At 64.7% G+C, this 19,642-nt stretch carries 21 protein-coding genes and 1 tRNA gene; 12 read left to right on the forward strand and 10 right to left on the reverse strand.

The annotated features are described in order from the left end of the window. Positions 1 to 95 precede the first annotated feature (95 nt). The 4 genes from KYT87_RS19880 to KYT87_RS19895 all read left to right on the forward strand — a co-directional run bounded on the left by KYT87_RS19880 (position 96) and on the right by KYT87_RS19895 (position 1,469). Positions 96 to 278 (forward strand): type II toxin-antitoxin system HicA family toxin, encoded by a 183-nt coding sequence (locus KYT87_RS19880; protein ID WP_082134483.1) that lies wholly within the window; start codon positions 96 to 98, stop codon positions 276 to 278. Positions 279 to 302: 24 nt separating this feature from the next. Further along, entirely contained in the window at positions 303 to 692 is a 390-nt protein-coding gene (locus KYT87_RS19885; RefSeq protein ID WP_219990664.1) for a type II toxin-antitoxin system HicB family antitoxin, read from the forward strand. 82 nt (positions 693 to 774) lie between these two features. Further along, positions 775 to 1,158 (forward strand): GFA family protein, encoded by a 384-nt coding sequence (locus tag KYT87_RS19890; RefSeq protein WP_219990665.1) that lies wholly within the window; start codon positions 775 to 777, stop codon positions 1,156 to 1,158. Next, positions 1,155 to 1,469, forward strand: a complete 315-nt coding sequence (locus KYT87_RS19895; RefSeq protein WP_120156467.1) for a hypothetical protein — start codon at positions 1,155 to 1,157, stop codon at positions 1,467 to 1,469. The genes KYT87_RS19890 and KYT87_RS19895 overlap by 4 nt, the downstream gene beginning before the upstream one ends. Before the next feature lie 189 nt (positions 1,470 to 1,658). On the opposite strand, the gene KYT87_RS19900 is transcribed toward KYT87_RS19895, so the two are convergent. From KYT87_RS19900 to KYT87_RS19930, 7 genes are all read right to left on the reverse strand, one after another. Beyond that, positions 1,659 to 1,735, reverse strand: a tRNA-Arg gene (locus tag KYT87_RS19900). 93 nt (positions 1,736 to 1,828) lie between these two features. Then, positions 1,829 to 2,413, reverse strand: coding sequence for a helix-turn-helix domain-containing protein (locus KYT87_RS19905; RefSeq protein ID WP_219990666.1), 585 nt, complete (start codon positions 2,411 to 2,413; stop codon positions 1,829 to 1,831). A gap of 13 nt (positions 2,414 to 2,426) precedes the next feature. After that, entirely contained in the window at positions 2,427 to 3,719 is a 1,293-nt protein-coding gene (locus tag KYT87_RS19910) for an FAD-binding oxidoreductase (RefSeq protein WP_219990667.1), read from the reverse strand. Between the two features lie 16 nt (positions 3,720 to 3,735). Further along, a complete protein-coding gene (locus KYT87_RS19915) occupies positions 3,736 to 4,425 on the reverse strand; it encodes an amino acid ABC transporter permease (RefSeq protein WP_046804863.1) in 690 nt (229 codons plus the stop codon). A 2-nt stretch (positions 4,426 to 4,427) separates the two neighbouring features. After that, on the reverse strand, positions 4,428 to 5,120 hold the full coding sequence (locus KYT87_RS19920) for an amino acid ABC transporter permease (RefSeq protein WP_046804862.1): 693 nt from the start codon (positions 5,118 to 5,120) through the stop codon (positions 4,428 to 4,430). Between the two features lie 51 nt (positions 5,121 to 5,171). Beyond that, the gene (locus KYT87_RS19925) at positions 5,172 to 5,963 is read right to left on the reverse strand and encodes an ABC transporter substrate-binding protein (RefSeq protein WP_120156470.1); all 792 of its coding nucleotides are present in this window, start codon (positions 5,961 to 5,963) and stop codon (positions 5,172 to 5,174) included. 105 nt (positions 5,964 to 6,068) lie between these two features. After that, entirely contained in the window at positions 6,069 to 6,818 is a 750-nt protein-coding gene (locus KYT87_RS19930) for an amino acid ABC transporter ATP-binding protein (RefSeq protein ID WP_104144074.1), read from the reverse strand. 230 nt (positions 6,819 to 7,048) lie between these two features. On the opposite strand from KYT87_RS19930, the gene KYT87_RS19935 reads away from it, so the two are divergent. Both KYT87_RS19935 and KYT87_RS19940 read left to right on the forward strand, forming a co-directional pair. Next, a complete protein-coding gene (locus KYT87_RS19935) occupies positions 7,049 to 8,551 on the forward strand; it encodes an aldehyde dehydrogenase family protein (RefSeq protein ID WP_046804859.1) in 1,503 nt (500 codons plus the stop codon). Positions 8,552 to 8,749: 198 nt separating this feature from the next. Then, positions 8,750 to 10,042 carry a phospholipase A gene (locus KYT87_RS19940; protein WP_104144076.1) on the forward strand — a complete coding sequence of 431 codons (1,293 nt, stop codon included), beginning with the start codon at positions 8,750 to 8,752 and terminating at the stop codon, positions 10,040 to 10,042. A 52-nt stretch (positions 10,043 to 10,094) separates the two neighbouring features. On the opposite strand, the gene KYT87_RS19945 is transcribed toward KYT87_RS19940, so the two are convergent. Next, positions 10,095 to 11,033 (reverse strand): ornithine cyclodeaminase family protein, encoded by a 939-nt coding sequence (locus tag KYT87_RS19945; protein WP_219990668.1) that lies wholly within the window; start codon positions 11,031 to 11,033, stop codon positions 10,095 to 10,097. 279 nt (positions 11,034 to 11,312) lie between these two features. Then, positions 11,313 to 12,245 (reverse strand): N-carbamoyl-D-amino-acid hydrolase, encoded by a 933-nt coding sequence (locus tag KYT87_RS19950; RefSeq protein WP_185975378.1) that lies wholly within the window; start codon positions 12,243 to 12,245, stop codon positions 11,313 to 11,315. A gap of 901 nt (positions 12,246 to 13,146) precedes the next feature. Between KYT87_RS19950 and KYT87_RS19955 the strand changes: the two genes are divergently transcribed. From KYT87_RS19955 to cynS, 6 genes are all read left to right on the forward strand, one after another. After that, positions 13,147 to 14,283, forward strand: a complete 1,137-nt coding sequence (locus KYT87_RS19955; RefSeq protein ID WP_219990669.1) for a PAS domain-containing sensor histidine kinase — start codon at positions 13,147 to 13,149, stop codon at positions 14,281 to 14,283. A 7-nt stretch (positions 14,284 to 14,290) separates the two neighbouring features. After that, on the forward strand, positions 14,291 to 14,929 hold the full coding sequence (locus tag KYT87_RS19960) for a response regulator transcription factor (RefSeq protein WP_219990670.1): 639 nt from the start codon (positions 14,291 to 14,293) through the stop codon (positions 14,927 to 14,929). Positions 14,930 to 15,063: 134 nt separating this feature from the next. Beyond that, positions 15,064 to 16,476 carry a CmpA/NrtA family ABC transporter substrate-binding protein gene (locus KYT87_RS19965; protein WP_219990671.1) on the forward strand — a complete coding sequence of 471 codons (1,413 nt, stop codon included), beginning with the start codon at positions 15,064 to 15,066 and terminating at the stop codon, positions 16,474 to 16,476. Beyond that, positions 16,476 to 17,318: a nitrate ABC transporter permease gene (ntrB, locus tag KYT87_RS19970; protein WP_104144089.1), complete on the forward strand. Its 843-nt coding sequence runs from the start codon at positions 16,476 to 16,478 to the stop codon at positions 17,316 to 17,318. Before KYT87_RS19965 ends, ntrB begins: the two co-directional genes overlap by 1 nt. Positions 17,319 to 17,322: 4 nt before the next feature. Then, the gene (locus KYT87_RS19975; RefSeq protein ID WP_046804852.1) at positions 17,323 to 18,117 is read left to right on the forward strand and encodes an ABC transporter ATP-binding protein; all 795 of its coding nucleotides are present in this window, start codon (positions 17,323 to 17,325) and stop codon (positions 18,115 to 18,117) included. Between the two features lie 11 nt (positions 18,118 to 18,128). Continuing rightward, the gene (gene cynS / locus KYT87_RS19980) at positions 18,129 to 18,572 is read left to right on the forward strand and encodes a cyanase (protein WP_046804914.1); all 444 of its coding nucleotides are present in this window, start codon (positions 18,129 to 18,131) and stop codon (positions 18,570 to 18,572) included. A gap of 162 nt (positions 18,573 to 18,734) precedes the next feature. Here cynS and pdxK read toward each other — a convergent pair whose 3' ends face one another. After that, a complete protein-coding gene (gene pdxK, locus KYT87_RS19985; RefSeq protein WP_046804851.1) occupies positions 18,735 to 19,598 on the reverse strand; it encodes a pyridoxine/pyridoxal/pyridoxamine kinase in 864 nt (287 codons plus the stop codon). Positions 19,599 to 19,642: the final 44 nt, after the last annotated feature.

A 19,642-nucleotide genomic window follows, 5' to 3' on the forward strand; every position in this document is an offset into this window, starting at 1 on the left:
TCCCAGTACTGGTGCCCCCGGGAATCAGTCTGACAAATGGGGATTTTGGCGCAAACGATGTTGTGTATTATTGTGTAGGCCGTGACCATGGGCTAATGAATAGCGCCGACATCATCAAACGACTAAAAGCGGATGGCTGGTATCTGGTGCACACAGTGGGCTCGCACCACCAGTTCAAGCACCCCACCAAGCGCGGCAAGGTGACCGTGCCCCACCCGCGTAAAGATCTTCCAGTGCCGACAGCGCACAGTATCCTCAAGCAAGCCGGCTTGAGGTAAGCGCGATCCGTCAGGAGACCCCAAATGCTTTATCCCATCTACGTACACAAAGAAAAGAGCAGCGCCTACGGAGCGTCTTTTCCGGACTTTCCGGGCTGCCACGCAGCAGCAACCACGCTACAACGCCTGCCAGCCGCGGCACAGGAGGCGGTCGAAGCGCACTTCTTTGGCGAAACTGCACCCATCGCGCCGCCTACCGCGCCGGAGGTGTGGATACAAAAGAAGGCATTTAAAGGGGGCTTCTGGATGCTGGTCGACATCGACCTGTCCAAGGTCAACGCCAAGGCAGTCAGGCTTAATATCAGCTTGCCCGAAAATCTGGTGCATCGGATCGACGCGGTAGCGCGGGCGCGGCGGCTGTCGCGCTCGGCTTTTCTGGCTCTGGCGGCACAACACGAAATGGAAGCGGCGTAGCCGCGGATCACCACGTCGGAAACAGTTCCATTCACATCGCGATCTTGCTTTTTGAAATGGTTTCTTTTAGTTGGATGCCCCTATGCGCACCTATCAAGGCTCCTGCCATTGCGGCGCGTGCCGCTTTGAAGTGGACATGAACCTGGACCATGTCCGCAGCTGCAATTGCTCGATCTGCAAGCGGCGTGGCGCGCTGATTCATCGCGTACCGACCGCAGCACTGCGCATGTTGACGCCGCTGGATGATTTGAGCGTTTATCGGTGGGGCTCAAAGACCGCAAAGGACTACTTTTGTCCGCACTGCGGGATTCTTCCGTTTCGAGTGCCCAGCGCGCCCACGGCTCAAGAGCTGGCGCAGGGAAAGCAGGCGTTCGTCGGTTGGGCGGTCAACGTGCGGTGTCTTGATGGGGTGGATTGGGCGGGGGTGCCGGTCCTGAAGGTGGACGGGGCGGGGCTGGCGATTTGAAAATCAACAGAAAGTTGTTAGTAGCGCAGCAGAAAGGCGCTGAGCAATGCGGGAAGCTATGGGATGGTGCCCAGGTTTGGCTGGCACAAAACGGGGCGTACAAGATCCAGAGCGTGTCCAGCTCGGTGATCCAGACCTATGGCCCCACGCGCAACTCTCCGCAGCTGGCTTACACGGTCATCAAGGAACCGGGTCCTTACGGTACTCACACCATCAAGATGGCTGCAACCTGCGACAACATGTTTGGGTGTCAACCCAACGCTTTCATAGCTATCGCCAATTTCAAGGACTATCTGTTGGCCCTGCCGTAACCCGCCAGGAATATACGAATCGCCGACCGCCCGCAGACTTGCGGGCGTTTTTATTGCAGCGGCGTCCGGCGCGGAGGTATGCCGCCCTTTCGGCACGCGCCATAAAGCAACGCCGTAGACGAGCGTATTAGTCCATTTAGCTGTTAGCGAATTTCGAAAGGGGTATGCCCTTGAGTTCGCTGACTATTCTGGCGCGGCAGGAGGGGCTCGAACCCCCGACCCCGGGCTTAGAAGGCCCGTGCTCTATCCAGCTGAGCTACTGCCGCGCAGTCGTTGACACCCGGCAAGAGATCCGGGCGGCGCATTTTACCTTGTTGCGGGAAACTTTGCGGCGGCTCCTTGCTCCTACGCCGGCGCCCCTACTCTTCCTCGATGTCCGCGTGCGTCGACACCCACAGCACGATCGCGTCTTCCTGGCTCAGGCTGATGACGCGGTGGCCCATGCGGCTGTCTATATAGAAGCTTTCGCCGGATTTCAGACGGGCCGGCTCGTAAAACTCGGTGAAAAGCTGGACTTCGCCTTCCAGCACGTAGACGAATTCCTCGCCGCCGTGGCGGCTCCAGTCCTGGAATTCGTCGAACGAGCGCGCCTTGACGCGGGTGTGGAACGGCATCATGCGCTTGTGCGACAGGGCCGTGCACAGCAGGCGGTGGTCGTAGTACGGGGTTTCGTATTGGCGGCCCTCGCCCTGGCGGCTGAGGCTGCGGCGGCCGGTGCCCATGTGGGCGTCGGACGCGGTGAACAGTTCGGCCACGTCCAGTTCCAGGCCCGCGGCGATCTTGATCAGGTTGTCATAGGTGGGCGACAGCAGGCTGTTTTCTATCTTGGACAGCGTGGACGCGGCGACGCCGGTGGCCGCCGCCGCCTGCTTCAGGGTCCAGTCACGCGCCTGGCGCAGGGCTCGCAGCCGTTGTGCCAATGCGCTTTGTTTGTTGCCTTGCATCCTGTGTACCTTGTCATGCCCGCGTAGTGCGCTCCCGCCACCAGTCGCGCGCCTGGTAAGACCAATAAGTCAGTTGAACCGCCGCCGTGCCCAGGCCGCCGCCATTCCAGGCCAGGCCAAAGGGTGCGAACAGTTTGTAGCGCTGCGTGTCGCCGGTGATCCCTTCGGCCACGACGCGTCCGCCGATCGAGGTGGTGTTCATGCCGTGCCCGCCAAACGCCGTGCAGTACCACACGTCCGGCGCCAGTTGGCCGATTTGCGGCATCAGGTGGCGGGCGTAGGCCATGCGCCCTGACCATGCGGTTTCAACGCGCACGCCTTTTAACTGCGGGTAAACGGACAGCAATTCGCGGCGCAAGGACTCGGCCAGATCGGGCGGGTCGTCGACACGGGTGGTGATTCTACTGCCCCAGCCGATGCGCCCGCCATCGAGCACGCGGTAATAGTTGCCGGCGCGCCGATCGTCGCCGATGGCGGCGGTGCTGCGGATGGCTTCCTTGACACGGTCGCCCAGCGGTTCGGTCAGCATGATGTAGGTGGCAATCGGCAACATGGCGCGCCGCAGCGCCGGCACGACATCGCCCGTGTAGCCGCCGGTGGCCAACACCACGGCGCGCGCATCGACCTGGCCTTGCGCCGTCGTCAGGTGTTTGACCGCGCCTTCCAGCGCCAAACCGGTGACCGCGGAATCTTCATGGATGCGCACGCCCAGGCGCTGGCATTCTCGGGCCAGCGCGCGCGCGTAATTGAGCGGATGGAAGTGGAACGAAGACGGGTCTTCAATGCCCTGGTGATAGACGTCGGACACCAGCCGTTCGCGCACCTGCTCGCGCGTCAGAAAACGCACGTCGCGGCCGAAGTCACGGCGCTGCGCCTCGCACCACTGCTGGAGCGCATCGGTGGCTTCGTAGCGCACCACGCGCAGGCGGCCGTCGACCTTGTGCGCGTCGGCGATGGCCAGCGTACGGATGTTGTCGCGGATGATCTCCACGCCTTCCATCGACAGCCGATACAGCTGCCGGTAATGGTCTTCGTCCACATGGCGCTTGATGGCGTCAGCGCCAGCCGAGAACGCGGGCGACACCGAGCCGCCGTTGCGGCCCGACGCGCCCCAGGCAATGCGCCGCCCTTCAAGCAACGTAACGCTGCGCCCACGCCGGGCCAGTTCCAGCGCGGTGGACAAGCCGGCCAAGCCGCCGCCCACCACGCAGACGTCGGTGCTGGCCACGCCGGCCAGCGGCGCGTAGCGCGTATCGCTGCCGGACAGGGTGCGCTTGTAATAGGTGTCGATGTACTCGGAGGCCATGCCGGTGGGGTCCGTGTCAGTGCAGGCTTGCGCCTTGCAGGCCGCCCGTCAGGCGCTTTTCCAGCCAGTTGGCCAGGCGCAGCAACGGGTAGCAGTAGATGAAGTAGATGGCGGCGATCAGGCCGTAGATGAATAGCGATTTGGCTGGAAAGGTGATGATGAAGACCTCGCCCTGGCGCGTCAGTTCGGTGATGCCGACCACCGACAGGATGGCGGTGCTTTTGATCAGCATGACGTAGACGCCGCTCATCGGTTGCACGATCAGGCGCATGGCCTGGGGCAACACCACCAGCCGCAGGATTTGCAGGGGCCGCAGGCCCAGCGTCATCGCGCCTTCGGTCTGGCCGCGCGGCACGGACTGGATGGCGCCCATGACGATTTCGGCAACATAGCAGGACGTATACACCGACAGCGACACGAAAGCGGCGGTGCCGGAATCCCAATGCAGCAGCTCGATGCCGGAGCTGGGCAGCACGAAGTAGAAGATGTAGAGCTGCACCAGGAACGGCGTGCCGCGCAGAACGTGGATGTACAGCCCAAGCAGCTGATGGATAACACGTATGTGATAGCTTCGGATAACACCAATCACAAAGCCCAGCAATGACCCGGCGATGATGGCCACAAAGGATATCTTCAGCGTCTCCCAGAAGCCCTTGAGCAGGAAGGGCAGCACGACGCCGGCGGTGGACAGATAGGAATCCAGCATGCTTACCTCGCGTTCCAGGCCGGGCCGGCCAACCACAGGCTGACGCCTCGCGACAACAACAGCATCACGCCGTAGATCAGCAGATAGCCGGCGGCAATCGTCAGGAAGCTTTCGCTGGGCACGATGCGGTCACTGTTCATCTGCACGCCCGCGGCCACCAGTTCAAACACCGTGATCAGCGACAGCAACGACGTGTCCTTGATAAGAACGGCGGTCTGCCCCAGCAAGGGCGGCAGCGTATTGGCAAAGGCTTGCGGCAGCACGACGTAGCGCAGCCGCTGTTGATAATTCATGCCGCACGCCTTGGCGCCTTCGACCTGGCCACGCGGCACGGACTCGATGCCCACGCGGATGATCTCGCTCATGTAGGCGGCGTGATGCAGCGTCATGGCCAGGATGCCCAGGATCATTTCGCTCCAGCGCCCGGCGCCCGGTATCAGCATGGGCACCGCGTAATAGACCAGGTAGATCTGCACCAGCAAGGGAGTGGACCGGATGAACTGCACGTAGGCGGCTACCGGCCGCCACACGGCGGCGCGGCGCGACATGTGCAGCAAGGCCAGCGGCACGCCGGCCAACACCGACAGCACCAGGCTGGCGCCCGCCGCGATCAGCGTGTTGCCCAGGCCCCTGGCGAATTCGCCCGTGTACTGGCTGACGATGCGCCAGTTGTAATAGTCAGTCAACCAGTCCATGGGCGCTTCGGCCTCCCCTGTTGTGCCGCGCTATCGATCAGTGATCGGTGATCAGTGGTCCTTCTTCCAGTCGGTGGAATACCAGTACTTCACCTGATCGGGCAGCGTGTTGTCAGCGGTCTTCAGCGTTTGCCAGTTATCCAGCCAGAACTTCAGGCGAAAGGCGTTGGGGCCGACGGCGAAGGCCAGCGGTTCGCGCACCATCACGCCGTCCAGCACGCGCAGGTTGCCGAAGTCCACCAGGAACTGGTTGGCGGTGGACATGGACATAATGCCGGCGTCCAGACGACCGCTGGACAAGGCCTGACCGACCGGCGCGCTGCCGCCCGAGAACTCTTTCATGGTGGCCTTGGGCAACATCTTCTTGCCCACTTCGGCGTACGTGCTGGCGCCCAGCACGCCGACGTTCACGCCCGCCTTGTCCAGTTCTTCGTACGACTTGTAGGGCGAGTCCTTGGGCACGACGGCAACCGTTTCGGCGTAGAACATCGGCGCCGAAAACAGCACCTGCGCGGCGCGCTGAGGCGTGGGCGTCATGTCGGCCGCCACCATGTCGGCCTTGCCCGACAGCAGCGCGGGCAGCAAGCCCTTCCATTCGTAGTCTTGCAGTACAAGCTTGACGCCCAGGTCGTCGGCCATGCGCTTGGCCACTTCCACGGCCAGGCCAGTGCGGTTGCCCGACTTGTCCATGAAGCTCATCAGGGGCCCGGACGTCTGCACCGCCACGCGCAATTCGCCGCGCTTGATGATGTCGCCCAGCTCGTCGGCCTGCGCCGGCAGCGCCACGGTGGCCGCCGCGAACGCGACGCCGGCCATGCCCAGCCATTGTTTGATTTTCAACATTTGAATGTCCCCTAGAAGTGGATGAAACCTTGTCATTCCGGGCAAAGCGTTGTGTTGCCGCATGGCCGGCAGCGCCCGGATTTGCCGGACCGGCCTGTGCTTGGACTACAGGATCTTGTCCAGGAAGGCGCGCGTGCGCGGCTCCTTGGGATGGCAGAACACCTCGTCGGGCGTACCCGTTTCCACGATGCGGCCCGCGTCCATGAACAGCGCGCGGTCACCGACGTCGCGCGCGAAACCCATTTCATGGGTCACCACCGCCATCGTCATGCCGTCGCGCGCCAGTTGCCGCATCAATTCAAGAATGCCGCCCACCGTTTCGGGGTCCAGCGCCGAGGTGGCCTCGTCGAACAGCATCAGCTTGGGGTCCATGGCCAAGGCGCGCGCAATCGCCACGCGCTGCTGCTGGCCGCCGGACAACTGGCTGGGATAGCGCTGGCCGTAGTCGGCCATGCCGACGCGGCCCAGCAGATCAAGCGCATACTTTTCCGCGTCGGCGCGGCTGCGGCCACGCACCACGCGCTGGGGTAGCGCAACGTTGTCCAGCGCAGTACGGTGTTGGAACAGGTTGAAGTGCTGAAACACCATGCCCACTTCGGTGCGCCAGTGGTTCACGTCGGTAGCCGGGTCGGTCAGCGACACGCCGTCCACGCGGATCGTGCCGCTATCGATACTTTCCAGACCATTCAGCGTGCGCAGCAAGGTGCTTTTACCGGACCCGGACGGCCCGACGACCACCATGACCTCGCCTCGATTCAACTGGCAGTCCACGTGATCCAGCGCCAGATGCGGGGGCTGCCCGTCGCGTTGGAACGTCTTGGTGACTGCCTGGACATCAAGTAAAGCGTCTGCCACTGATGCACCTCGAAGAGGGGTTTTTCTATTGCCCGCGCCCACCGCCAACGGGCAAACGACGCTAAAGCCGGTTTAGAAAAAAAGTTTCGCAATTCACGCTGGAGTTTCGTATAGTAAATTTTTTTCCCGAATCGCCACTTAGGCATAACCCGCATAACCCCGCATTTCCCGCATAACCCGCATAACCACTTAGCGAAGCATTGATTTCGCTGGCACTCCAAGGAACCGGCATGGACACCCCTCAAACCATCCTGCAAGCGCTCGGCCTTTCCGCCGACGCCCTTACCGGCGGCACCCTGACCGCGCGCAGCCCGATCGACGGCGCTGAGCTGGCCCGGGTGCACGAACACACGGTGGCCCAGGCCCATTCCGCCATCACGCGCGCACGCCAGGCCAGCCTGGCCTGGCGCGACGTGCCCGCGCCCCGCCGCGGCGAACTGATCCGCCTGCTGGGTGAAACGCTGCGCCAGAACAAAACCGCACTGGGCCGCCTGGTCAGCCTGGAGGCCGGCAAGATCCTGGCCGAAGGCGAAGGCGAAGTGCAGGAAATGATCGACATCTGCGACTTCGCCGTCGGCCTGTCGCGCCAGTTGTACGGCTTGACCATCGCGTCCGAACGCCCCGGCCACCGCATGATGGAAACCTGGCACCCGCTGGGCGTCATCGGCGTCATCAGCGCCTTCAACTTCCCCGTTGCCGTCTGGTCGTGGAACGCCGCGCTGGCCATCGTCTGCGGCAACGCCGTGGTCTGGAAGCCGTCTGAAAAAACGCCCTTGACCGCCCTGGCCTGCCAAGCCCTGTTCGCGCAAGCCATGCAACGTTTTGGCGACGCCCCCGCCGGCTTGTCCGAAGTGCTGATCGGTGGCCGCGAAGTTGGCGAAGCGCTGGTCGATTCGCACGCCGTCGCGCTGGTGTCCGCCACCGGCTCGACCCGCATGGGCCGCCAGGTCGGCCCGCGCGTTGCCCAACGCTTCGGCCGCGTGCTGCTGGAACTGGGCGGCAACAACGCCATCATCGTCGGCCCCACTGCCGACCTGGACATGGCCGCGCGCGGCATCGTCTTTGGCGCCATCGGCACCGCCGGCCAGCGCTGCACCACCACCCGCCGCCTGATCGTGCACGAAAGCGTGGCCGACGCCCTGGTCCAACGCCTGCACAAAGCCTACGCCAGCGCCACCATCGGCAACCCGCTGGACGCTGGCAACCTGGTCGGCCCGCTGATCGACCGCGGCTCGTTCGACGCCATGCAAGATGCCCTGCGCGCTGCGCGTGAACAAGGCGGCAAGGTCACCGGCGGCGAACGCGTGCTGGAAAAGGACTATCCCAACGCCTGGTACGTGCGCCCCGCCATCGCCGAAATGCCCGGCCAGACCGACGTCGTCTGCCACGAGACCTTCGCGCCCATCCTGTACGTGATGCGCTACAAGGAATTTTCCGACGCGCTTGCCCTGCAAAACGGCGTGCCCCAGGGCCTGTCGTCCGCCATCTTCACCAACGACCTGCGCGAAGCTGAAACCTTCCTGTCGGCCTCCGGTTCCGACTGCGGCATTGCCAACGTCAACATCGGCACGTCCGGCGCGGAAATCGGCGGCGCCTTCGGTGGTGAAAAAGAAACGGGCGGCGGCCGCGAATCCGGTTCCGACGCCTGGCGCAACTACATGCGCCGCGCCACCAACACCATCAACTACTCGCGCAACCTGCCGCTGGCGCAAGGCATCAAGTTCGGCGAATAAACCCGCCCGCGTGATTTGATGCACAAGGCCCCGCGCGTTGTCCGCAACGCGCGGGGCCTTATTGCATGGGCCATGTCTGCCCGCGACACGCCGCGTAACGCCTGTTTATTACACCTCCTACATCCGATAAGCCTGCCTTACAAACAGTTGCGGCGCGCGATGCTACATTGCCTCGTCACAAGAACAACACACGCAACCATGCCCTTACGCCGTCTTGCTCACCGCCGTTTCGCCCTGCGCGCCCTGACCGCCGCCGTCGCCCTTGGCGCCGCCGGCTCTGCCGCCGCGGGCGTGTCGTACCGCCTGGACCGCCCCTCGGCCGCGCCCGGCGAAACCGTCACCATCGAAGCTGTGTTCTTCAACGAAGGCAGCGCGCGCGCCAACTGGGAAGCCCCGCCGGAACTGGTTCTGCAATGGCGCAGCCAAGACGGCCAGATTGTCCGCAGCCTGGCCAAACTGGCCGGCGACCGCGCCAGCTACAGCGTGCCCGTCAACAACTTTGCGCGCATGGCGTGGACCGCCGTCGTGCCCAGCACCGCCCACGGCCTGCAAGCAGTCTCCATTGAAGGCCAACCTTCCATGATGGCGCTGGACGCGACCGGCCGCGACGCCGGCACCGTCGCCAGCCGCCCCGCCCAAGGCCCCGTCGTTGACGCGCGCAGCGGCGAACCCGTACCGGTTGCCGCCGTGACCGCCGTCGGTGCCTCGCCCGAAGGCGGCCCGGCGCCCGACGCCGCCGTCATGCCCAGCGTGCAGCCGCAAACGGCGTTCGACCGCTTCCGCAGTTCCATCTCGGAATACAAGCCCGTCTACTTCGACATCGGCACGCGCGGCCAAACCACCGCCCGCTTCCAGATCAGCGCCAAGTACCGCCTGTTCAGCCCTGCCGGCGACCAACCGGCCACCTGGGGCCAGAACTTCTACCTGGCCTACACCCAGACCTCGCTGTGGGATTTGCAAAGCGATTCGATGCCCTTCATCGACACCACGTTCAATCCCAGCGCCTTCTGGCTGTCGGACAACATCTGGCAGTCCGCCAACCAGAACTGGCGCTTCGGCATGAACACCGGGGTCGAGCACAGCTCGAACGGCAAGGACGGCGACGACTCGCGTTCGGTCAACGACGGCTACATCGAACCGCGCTTTCACTATCGCTTTGATGGCGGCAGCACGCTGACCTTCGCCCCCAAGGTCAAGGCCTACTTCGGCGTGGCCGACGAAAACCGCGACTACGCCGACTACGCCGGCCACGTCGACTGGCAGCTGCGTTGGGCGCAAGACAACGGCGCGGTGGTCTCCGCCATGTACCGCCAAGGCGACCAGAAGCGCCGCACGACTCAGCTGGATTTCGCGTGGCCGCTGCAACGCACGTGGTTGAATATGAACGGGTATCTGCACTTGCAGTATTTCAACGGGTACGGCGAAACGCTGCTGGGCTACAACCAGCGCAACGAATCGCAGTTCCGGGTGGGCTTGTCGCTGGTGCCGTAATGCGCGGGCATCGCGGGCGACAGCCCGCAATCACCTCGCAATCACCTCGCAATCACCCCGCGTTCGTTGATTCATACACCAGCGTCGCCAGCGTCAGGTCCTCAAGCGCGCTGCCCACGGCCTTGAACACCGTGATTTCCTGATCGTTGCGCCGGCCCTGGCGGGCGCCGGTCGTCAGCTGGTGCAGGTCGCCCTGGATCGCCTCGCGGGTCAGCACGCCGGCCTCGAATGCCGACAGCAGGTCGCCGGATTTGGTGGGGGCCTCGTCGGTATCGACGTACACCGACGTCCCATCAAAACAAGCCGTATCCGTCTCGCGCATCTGGGGCGTGAAACTGCCGATCAGGTCCAGGTGCGCGCCCGGGCGCAACCAGGCGCCCTGGATCAGCGGCACGGTAGACAGGGTGGCGCAACTGATGATGTCGGCCTCGCGCACGGCGGATTCCAGGTCGGACGTGGCCTGGGCGTCAAAACCCTGTACGCGCAGCGTTTCGGCCAGCGCATCGGCGCCGGCCTGGCGCACATTCCACACCAACACACGCTGAATCGGGCGCACCGTACGCATCGCTTGCGCGAGCAGGCCGGCGATGCGGCCCGAGCCCACGATCAGCATCGTGCGCGCATCCTTGCGCGCCAGATAGTCGGCACCCAGCGCAGCCGCGCCCGCCGTACGGTAGACCGTAACGATGTCGCCATCCACCTGCGCAATCGGCACGCCGGTCGTGGCGCTGTACAGGTTGTACGTGGCGTGCAGGCCGGGCAGGCCCTGGTGCGTATTCTCGGGAAAGATGTTGATGATCTTCACGCCGAAATAACCCCGGTCGCTCCAGGCCGGCATGATCAGCGTGGTGCCCTGGGCATCGCCCGACCGGATGGCGTGCACGTGGCGCGCGGGCACGGTGGCGCCCTGGCGGAAGGCTTCCCGCAGGGCGGGGATGACGGCGTCGAATGACAGGGCGCCGCGAGTCTGTTCGGTGTCGATAAAGCGCATGGGATCAGTGCCTGAAGAGGGTCAACGAATCAAAGGGCCGAAGGCAGTCTAGCAGCGCGGTCCTCGGGTGTGATGATCGAGGGCTGGATTGTCGAGATCCCGCACTCACGCGGGGAGCTTTTGGTGCACCTGCCTCCACTCCGGGTTGAACCTTCACCATCCATTGCCACTGGCATTCCTGGATGAGCCCCAGCCCTCCATTGAAGGCATTCCCTGGCGCAGCTATCCCTGGTCTCCAAAAAAATTGCCTGCGATAACGCAGGCAATTTTCAACTGGGCTTAGGCCACGTCCGGCACGGGTAGCGGATCACCCGCGCCTGTGCGTTCGGTGATCAGCTTGTAGTGCTGCGGGCTGCGATGTTTAGCGAAATTGAAGACGTGTTCGCGGAAGGTCTGGCCCATGGCCAGATCGATCTTCGCGGTAATCACCTCGTCTTCCTCGCCGCTGGAACGCGCCACGATCTCGCCGGACGGCGCCACGATCATCGAACTGCCAATCATGTGGTGGCCGTCTTCATGGCCGCACTTGCCGGCAGCGCCGACCCACACCGCGTTCTGATAGGCGCTGGCCTGCAACACGATCTCGTGCGTGGTAGTGCGCCAGTGCGCCGGTTCGTTCCAATGGATGTTCAGCGACGGCGTGTTGTAGCCCAGCACAATCAGCTCGGCGCTTTGCAGCGACATCACGCGGTACGTCTCGGGCCAGCGGCGGTCATTGCACAGGCACATGCCGATCTTGACGTCGTTGGTCTCCCACACGCCAAAGCCCAGGTCGCCGACTTCAAAGAACTTCTTTTCCAGATGCTGGAACGGTGCATCAACCTTGTGGTCGGAATGCCCCGGCAGATGGATCTTGCGGTACTTGCCGATGATCTTGGCCGTACGGTCAACCAAGATGGCCGTGTTGAACTGGCGGCCTTCCGGCGTCACTTCCGCATAGCCCAGGTAAAACCCGATGCCCAGCTCGCGCGCGGTGTCGAACAGCGGCTGCACATCGGCATTGGGCATGGACTTTTCAAAGAAGCGGTCCACGGCTTCGGCGTCTTCCATCCAGTAGCGCGGAAAGAAGGTCGTCAGGGCGAGTTCCGGAAACACGACAAATTCCGCCTTGCGACCAGCGGCCTCGCGCATCATCTCGACCAGGCGGCGCACAACCACCGCGCGGGTGTCGGCAAGGTTCACGGCGCCCATCTGGGCGACTGCCAGGCCCATTTTGCGGGCGGGGGATGCGTTACTCACGATGTCAATCTCCAGGGGTTCGTTTCGAATGGGGTTCGAGTGCCGGGGGGGGTGGCAGATGGCGGCGGTGAATGGCGCGCGCGACCGTAGGAAAGAAGCATGCATGCCTTCGCGACTTTGCGATACCGTGAGCAGTTGGGTTGCGGCGGGCGGTGGCCAGGGCTGGGATTGTGGCCAAAGCGCTGATTAGATTGAAGATTCAGCACGCGGACGGTGTTGGCGGACGGCCGAGGCATAACCCTGGATCATGGACGCCATGCAAACTTTTATATCGGGTTTCCCCGCAGTGCCGGGCGTGCCGCGCTTCGCCCATCCTACAAAGTACCGTCGCGTCAGGTGCCGAGGCTAGGTCCGTCGAATCACGCCCGCAAAATGCCACCGAACCACATGCCAAAAGAGGCCGCCCGCGCGGCCGGCTTTGGCGGCCCTGCACACTCTTCCACTCCCCCACCCGGCCTCACAGAAGCATGCCAAGCACACCACCCGCCCCAGCGACCGACAAGTTTGCGCGGCGCAGCTCGGGGTGGTGGCGGCCTGGTGGCGCGGGGAGTCGATAAGCCCGAGGGAATCCGAAGGCAGCCGCCGCAGGCGGCAACGAGGATGACGACGGGGCAGTCCGGAGCGAAGGCTCCGGACCGCAATCGTTGACCCGCGCCGCCAGGACGCCGCCGCCCCGGGCGTCTGAAGAACCCCGCCTTGATCATCTCAAGAACCGCCCCCCGATCGCCCAACGCCCCTCACACCAAGCGCCTCAAGAACCCGACCTCTAGTGCCCCAATCCCTCACGCACCAAGGGCATTCCCTCCCCTCTCCCGCGCCAAGCCTCCCGTAAACTTCCCCAAAAAATCCGCCCTCGCCCCGCAACAACCCCATCATGTTTGCCGACCTGAACCATCTATCCCACCACGCCGCCTGGCGTCGTCAGTTGGAAATGCTGCTGGAATCCGCCGGCGAAGGCATCTACGGGATTGATCTGCGTGGCCGTTGCATCTTCATCAATGGCGCGGGCGCCACCTTGCTGGGCTATACCCCGGACGAAGTCGTAGGCCGCAACATGCACTACCTGATCCACCACTCCCACGCCGACCGCGCCCTGATGCCCGTGCATGACTGCCGCATCTTCCAGGCCTTTCGTGAAGGCCGTGGCGTGCGCGTGGACGACGAAGTGCTCTGGCGCCGCGACGGCTCCTGCTTTGACGCCCAATACGCCTCGTACCCCATCCGCAACGATGGCGAAGTGGTCGGGGCCGTGGTCACGTTTTCAGACATCACCGACCGCAAACGCATCGAACGGGAACTGCATAGCACCCAGGCCCTGCTTGAACGCCGCGTGGGCGAACGCACCGCCGAACTCAGCAATGCCCACGATTCGCTGCGCCGCCTGTCATCCCACCTGTCCACCCTGCGCGAAGAAGAACGCGCCCACATTGCCCGCAACATCCATGACGATCTGGGCGCCTCATTCACCGCCCTGCAACTGGACCTGAACTGGCTGCGCCGCCAGCTTGGCGCCACCCCCGCCCTGCAATCCCACGTCGACCGCATGCTTGAGGTCACCCAGACCGCCATGGGCGCCACCCGCCGCATCCTCAGCGACCTGCGCCCCGTCGTGCTTGACCACCTGGGCCTGTGGGCCGCCCTGGAAACCCTGCTGCAAGACCTCCAGACCCGCACCGGCCTGCAATGCCGCTACCTGTGCCCGCCCGACACCGAACGCCGCCGCCTGGACCGCAACGCGGAAATCGCCGTCTACCGCATCGTCCAGGAACTGCTGACCAACGTGCAGCGCCACGCCTGCGCCCGCAGCGTCAGCGTCAGCGCCGTCTGGAGCGACGACGGGCTGTTGCTGACCGTTGAAGACGACGGCATCGGCATGCAGCTGCCCGAAGCCCGCCACACCTTCGGCATCCTGGGCATGCGCGAACGCGCGCGCGGCATCGGCGGCGACCTTGCCCTGGACAGCGCCCCCGGCGCCGGCATGCGCGCCCGCCTGCGGCTCAATCCCAACTGACACTCCCATGGCCCTGAACCTGCTTATCGTCGACGACCACCTCATCATCCGGCGCGGCCTGGCCCGCATCCTGGAAGAAGACCCGCGCGTGGCCCTGGTACACGAAGCCGCCGATGCCCCCTCGGCCCTGCGCGCGCTGCGCCAGACCCGTTACGACGCCATGGTGCTGGACGTGGCGCTGGGCGAACGCGATGGCCTGGACGTCCTGAAAACCGTGCGCGCCGACTACCCCGCGCTTGGCGTCGTCATGCTGTCCGTCTACCCCGAAACCCAGTTTGCCGTGCGCGCCCTGCGCACCGGCGCGCACGCCTACCTGAACAAAGGCTGCGACCCCGACGAACTTCTGTCCGCCCTGGTCAACGCCGCCGCCGGCAGACTCTACGTCACCCCCGCCGTGGCCGAACTGCTTGCCCATACCGTGCGCCAGGACAGCACCCGCCCCCCGCACGAACAGCTGTCCAACCGCGAATTCCAGGTCTTGCAACTGCTGGTCGCCGGGCGATCCGTCTCTGCCATCGGCGAACAGCTGGCGCTGTCGGTCAACACCATTTCCACCTACCGCAGCCGCATCTTTGAAAAGCTTGGCGTGCGCACCCTGGTCGAGCTGGTCGCCTACGCCAACACGCACCAGCTGGGTGCGATTTAGCGCCCCGGCGCACCAGCGCGGCGCGCCCGCGCACCGCGTAGTACACGCACTACACGCATATCGTCGAACCCGGGATACCGGCGCCATGCGCCCGGCCCCATGATGGCTCCAACCCTTCTGGCCGGAGCCATCCCATGTCCCTATTCAGCAACCCGTTCGACGCCAACAGCCGCCTTGCCTGCGGCTGCGGCCGCCACGCCTCGCAGGCCGACCACGAACGCGCCACGCAATCGGCCACGGAGGCAGCCGCCGCGCTTGCCCGCCAAGGCGCCGCCCAACTCCGCGCCAGCCACGACGACACCACGAGCAACGCCGTCGACCAGGCCGTCATGCGTGCCCTGTTCCCGCAAGACGCCCTGCGCCGCCGCTTCCTGCGCGCCGTGGGCAGCAGCACCGCCATGGCTGCCATTGCGTCGATCTTCCCGCTGGCCGCCGCCCGCGAAGCCTTCGCGCAATCCACCGGCCCGCTGGAAAAGCAGAAACTGAAAGTCGGCTTCATCCCCATCACCTGCGCCACGCCCATCATCATGGCGCACCCCATGGGGTTTTACGCCAAGCAAGGCCTGGACGTAGAAGTCGTCAAGACCGCCGGCTGGGCGCTGATTCGCGACAAAGCCATGTCCGGCGAATACGACGCCGCCCACATGTTGTCGCCCATGCCGCTGGCCATCTCGATGGGCGTGGGCGCCAGCCGCGCCGTGCCATGGACCATGCCCGCCGTTGAGAACATCAACGGCCAGGCCATCACCCTGTCCATGAAACACAAAGACCGGCGCGACCCCAAAGACTGGAAGGGCTTCAAGTTTGCCGTCCCGTTCGACTTTTCCATGCACAACTACCTGTTGCGCTACTACCTGGCCGAACACGGCCTGGACCCCGACACCGACGTGCAGATCCGTTCCGTGCCGCCCCCCGAGATGGTCGCCAACCTGCGCGCCGACAACATCGACGGCTTTCTTGCGCCCGACCCCGTCAACCAACGCGCCGTGTACGACGGCGTCGGCTTCATCCACACCCTGTCCAAAGCCATCTGGGACGGCCACCCCTGCTGCGCGTTTTCCGCCAGCAAGGAATTCGTGACGGCCATGCCCAACACCTACCAGGCCTTGCTCAAGTCCATCATCGAAGCCACCGCCTACGCTCGCGACGCCGCGCATCGCAAAGAGATCGCGTCCGTCATCGCCGCCCCCAACTACCTGAATCAGCCCGTCACCGTCGTCGAACAAGTGCTGACCGGCACCTATGCCGATGGCCTGGGCAAAGTGCTCACCGACCCCAACCGCATCGACTTCGATCCCATGCCATGGCAGTCGTTTGCCGTATGGATCCTGACGCAGATGAAGCGCTGGGGCCAGGTCAAGGGCGACATCGATTACCAGAAGGTCGCGGCCGACGTCTTTCTGGCCACCGACGCCGTGCGCCTGATGCGCGAAGCCGGCCTGACGCCGCCGGCGGAATCGGCCAAGACCTTCAGCGTCATGGGCAAGCCGTTTGATCCGGCGCAGCCCGAGGCCTATCTGGCCAGCTTCAAGATCCGGAGAACCTGATGCGGTCTGTGCAATATTGGCGGGCAACGTTTCTGTCCGTCGCGCTGTTCCTGGCGTTTTTGCTGCTTTGGCACGCCGCCACCCGCCCCGACACGGGCGGCGTGGCGGTGGACCCGGCTTATGCCGCGCTGGTCGGCAACGCCGCGGCCAGCGGGTCGAAGACGCCGTTTCCCGGCCCCGCCGAGGTCGGAGAAAAGCTGTGGCAACACATCAAGGACCCCTTCTACGACCGCGGCCCCAACGACAAAGGCATCGGCGTGCAGCTGGCGTATTCGGTGGCGCGCGTCTTGACCGGCTTCAGCCTGGCCGCGCTGGTGGCCATCCCGCTGGGGTTCCTGATCGGCATGTCCAAGACCGTTTACCGCGCGTTCGACCCCTTCATCCAGGTGCTCAAACCGATCTCGCCGCTGGCCTGGATGCCGCTGGCGCTCTACACCATCAAGGACGCCGACACCTCCGCCATCTTCGTCATCTTCATCTGCTCGTTGTGGCCGATGCTGGTGAACACCGCCTTCGGCGTGGGTGCGGTACGGCAGGACTGGTTGAACGTGGCGCGCACGCTGGAAGTGTCGCGCCTGCGCACCGCCTTGCAAGTCATCCTGCCCGCCGCCGCGCCCACCATCATGACCGGCATGCGCATCTCGGTCGGCATTGCGTGGCTGGTGATCGTGGCCGCCGAAATGCTGATCGGGGGCACCGGCATCGGCTACTTCGTCTGGAACGAATGGAACAACCTGTCCATCGCCAACATCATCTGCGCGATATTTTTCATCGGCCTGATCGGCATGCTGCTGGACACCGTGCTGGCGCGTGCCGCGCGGCTGGTCAGCTATCGGGAATGACGTCATGACCCATGCATTTCTGCAAGTCCAGGGCCTGGGCAAACGCTATCCCGGACGCAATGGGCAGCCCCAAGCGCCGGTGTTCGAGAACATCGACTTCGATATCGAACAGGGCCAGTTCGTCTGCGTCATCGGCCATTCCGGCTGTGGCAAAACCACCATCCTGAATGTGCTGGCCGGCATCGACGACACCAATGAAGGCGTCGTCATCATGGACGGCCGCCAGATCTCTGGCCCGTCGCTGGAACGCGGCGTGGTGTTCCAGGCGCACGCATTGCTGCCCTGGCTGACGGCGCTGCAAAACGTGGAATTCGGCGTGCGCTCGCGTTGGCCCGCGTACAGCCGCGATCAGGTCCGCGAACACAGCATGCGTTACCTGGACATGGTGGGCCTGGCGCATGCGGCCGCCAAGAAGCCCAGCGAATTGTCGGGCGGCATGAAGCAGCGCGTGGGCATCGCCCGCGCCTTCGCCATCCAGCCCAAGATGCTGTTGCTGGACGAGCCCTTCGGCGCGCTGGACGCGCTGACGCGCGGCACCATCCAGGACGAGCTGCGCGCCATCGTGCAGCAGACCCGCCAGACCGTATTCATGATCACGCACGATGTGGACGAAGCCATCTTGCTGTCGGACCGCATCCTGCTCATGAGCGCGGGCCCCTATGCCCGCATTGCCGAGTCCGTCAGCGTGGACCTGCCGCGCGACCGGACGCGCGCCAGCCTGCACCACGAACCCCGCTACTACGACATCCGTAACCATCTCGTCGACTTCCTGGTCGACAAGGCATCCCATAAGGAGTGAACCCCATCATGATGTCCCGCGCTGAAGTGACCGAACTGGTCGTTACCCGCAAGCTGGAAAAGAAGCTGTCCTGGACCGCCATCGCCGACGCCGTCGGCCAAAGCAAGGAATGGACCACCGCCGCGCTGCTGGGCCAGATGACGCTGACCGAGGAACAGGCGCTGGCCGCGGCCCGCATCCTGGACCTGCCCGACGACGCCGTGGTGCAGTTGCAAGTGGTGCCCTACAAGGGCTCGCTGCCCAGCACCGTGCCCACCGACCCGCTGATCTACCGCTTCTATGAACTGATCAACGTCTACGGCACGACGTTCAAGGCGCTGATCAACGAAGAATTCGGCGACGGCATCATGAGCGCCATCGACTTCAAGATGGACCTGTCGCGCGAAGCCGACCCCAAGGGCGACCGCGTGCAGATCGTGATGAGCGGCAAATTCCTGCCGTACAAGACGTATTAAGGGATTGCGCCGCAGCGTTGCTGGGTAGCGGGCTGCGGCTGTGGCTGCGGCAGGGCTTGGCCCTGGGCTCGCGGCTGCGGCCGCGGCTTGGCGACTGAGCCTCGGCTTGGGCGCCAGGGGTCGGCGTATCGCCTACCCTTCCGCCGCCTACCCTTCCGCCGCCTACCCTTCCACCGCCAGCTCTTCCCAGCCCAGCTCCCGCGTGCGCTGTAGCGCGGCCGTGACCTCGTCGGCCGCCTCGCGCACCGCGTCCACCAGATCCAGCCCGGTCAACAGCCGGGCGGTGACGCTGGCCATGAACACGTCGCCGGTGCCGTGCACCGACGGCGGGATGGCGATTTCCGGATGCGTCACGACGCTGACCTTGTCCTGCGTCACCACCGCCAGCTGCAAGGTCCCGGGCGCCGCCGCCATCGGCGCCGCGCTGGTCACGACAATCCATGTCGGCCCCAGCGCCATCAGCTCGCGCGCCGCCGCCGCCACCTCGTCCAGCGTCGACAACGCCCGGCCCACCAACATTTCCAGTTCGAAATGGTTCGGCGTCATGCCGTCGGCCAAGGGCACCAGCAGGTCGCGGTATTGCGCGACCAGGCCCGCATCCACATACAGCCCGTCGTTGCGGTCGCCCATGACCGGGTCGATGTGCACGCGCACGTCCGGCCGCGCGGCGCGTAGCGCGGGCAGCCAGGCGGCAAGCAGATCCGCCTGCCCCGGCTGCCCCAGGTAGCCGCACACCACGGCGCGCGCCACGCGCGTCACGCCGCGTTCGTCCAGCCCTTTCAACAGGCCGGCGAACCAGTCCAGCGGCACCGCCCCGCCATGCAGCGTGGGATAGTGCGGCGTGTTGCTAAGAAGCACCGTCGGCACCGCGATGGCTCGCAGCCCGGCGCGGCGAAAGATCGGCATGGCCGCGTTGTTGCCCACGTAGCCATAGACCACTTGGGACTGGATCGAAATAATGTCCACCTGCGCGGTGGTGGCAGGCAACGCTGCGCCGGCGGTAAGGGCAGCGGAGATGACGGTCATACGGCGGGCTCCTGACGGAACAAAGTTGCATGCGGCGTAGCGCC

Source organism: Achromobacter sp. ES-001, assembly GCF_019448355.1.
Taxonomy (GTDB): domain Bacteria; phylum Pseudomonadota; class Gammaproteobacteria; order Burkholderiales; family Burkholderiaceae_B; genus Achromobacter; species Achromobacter spanius_B.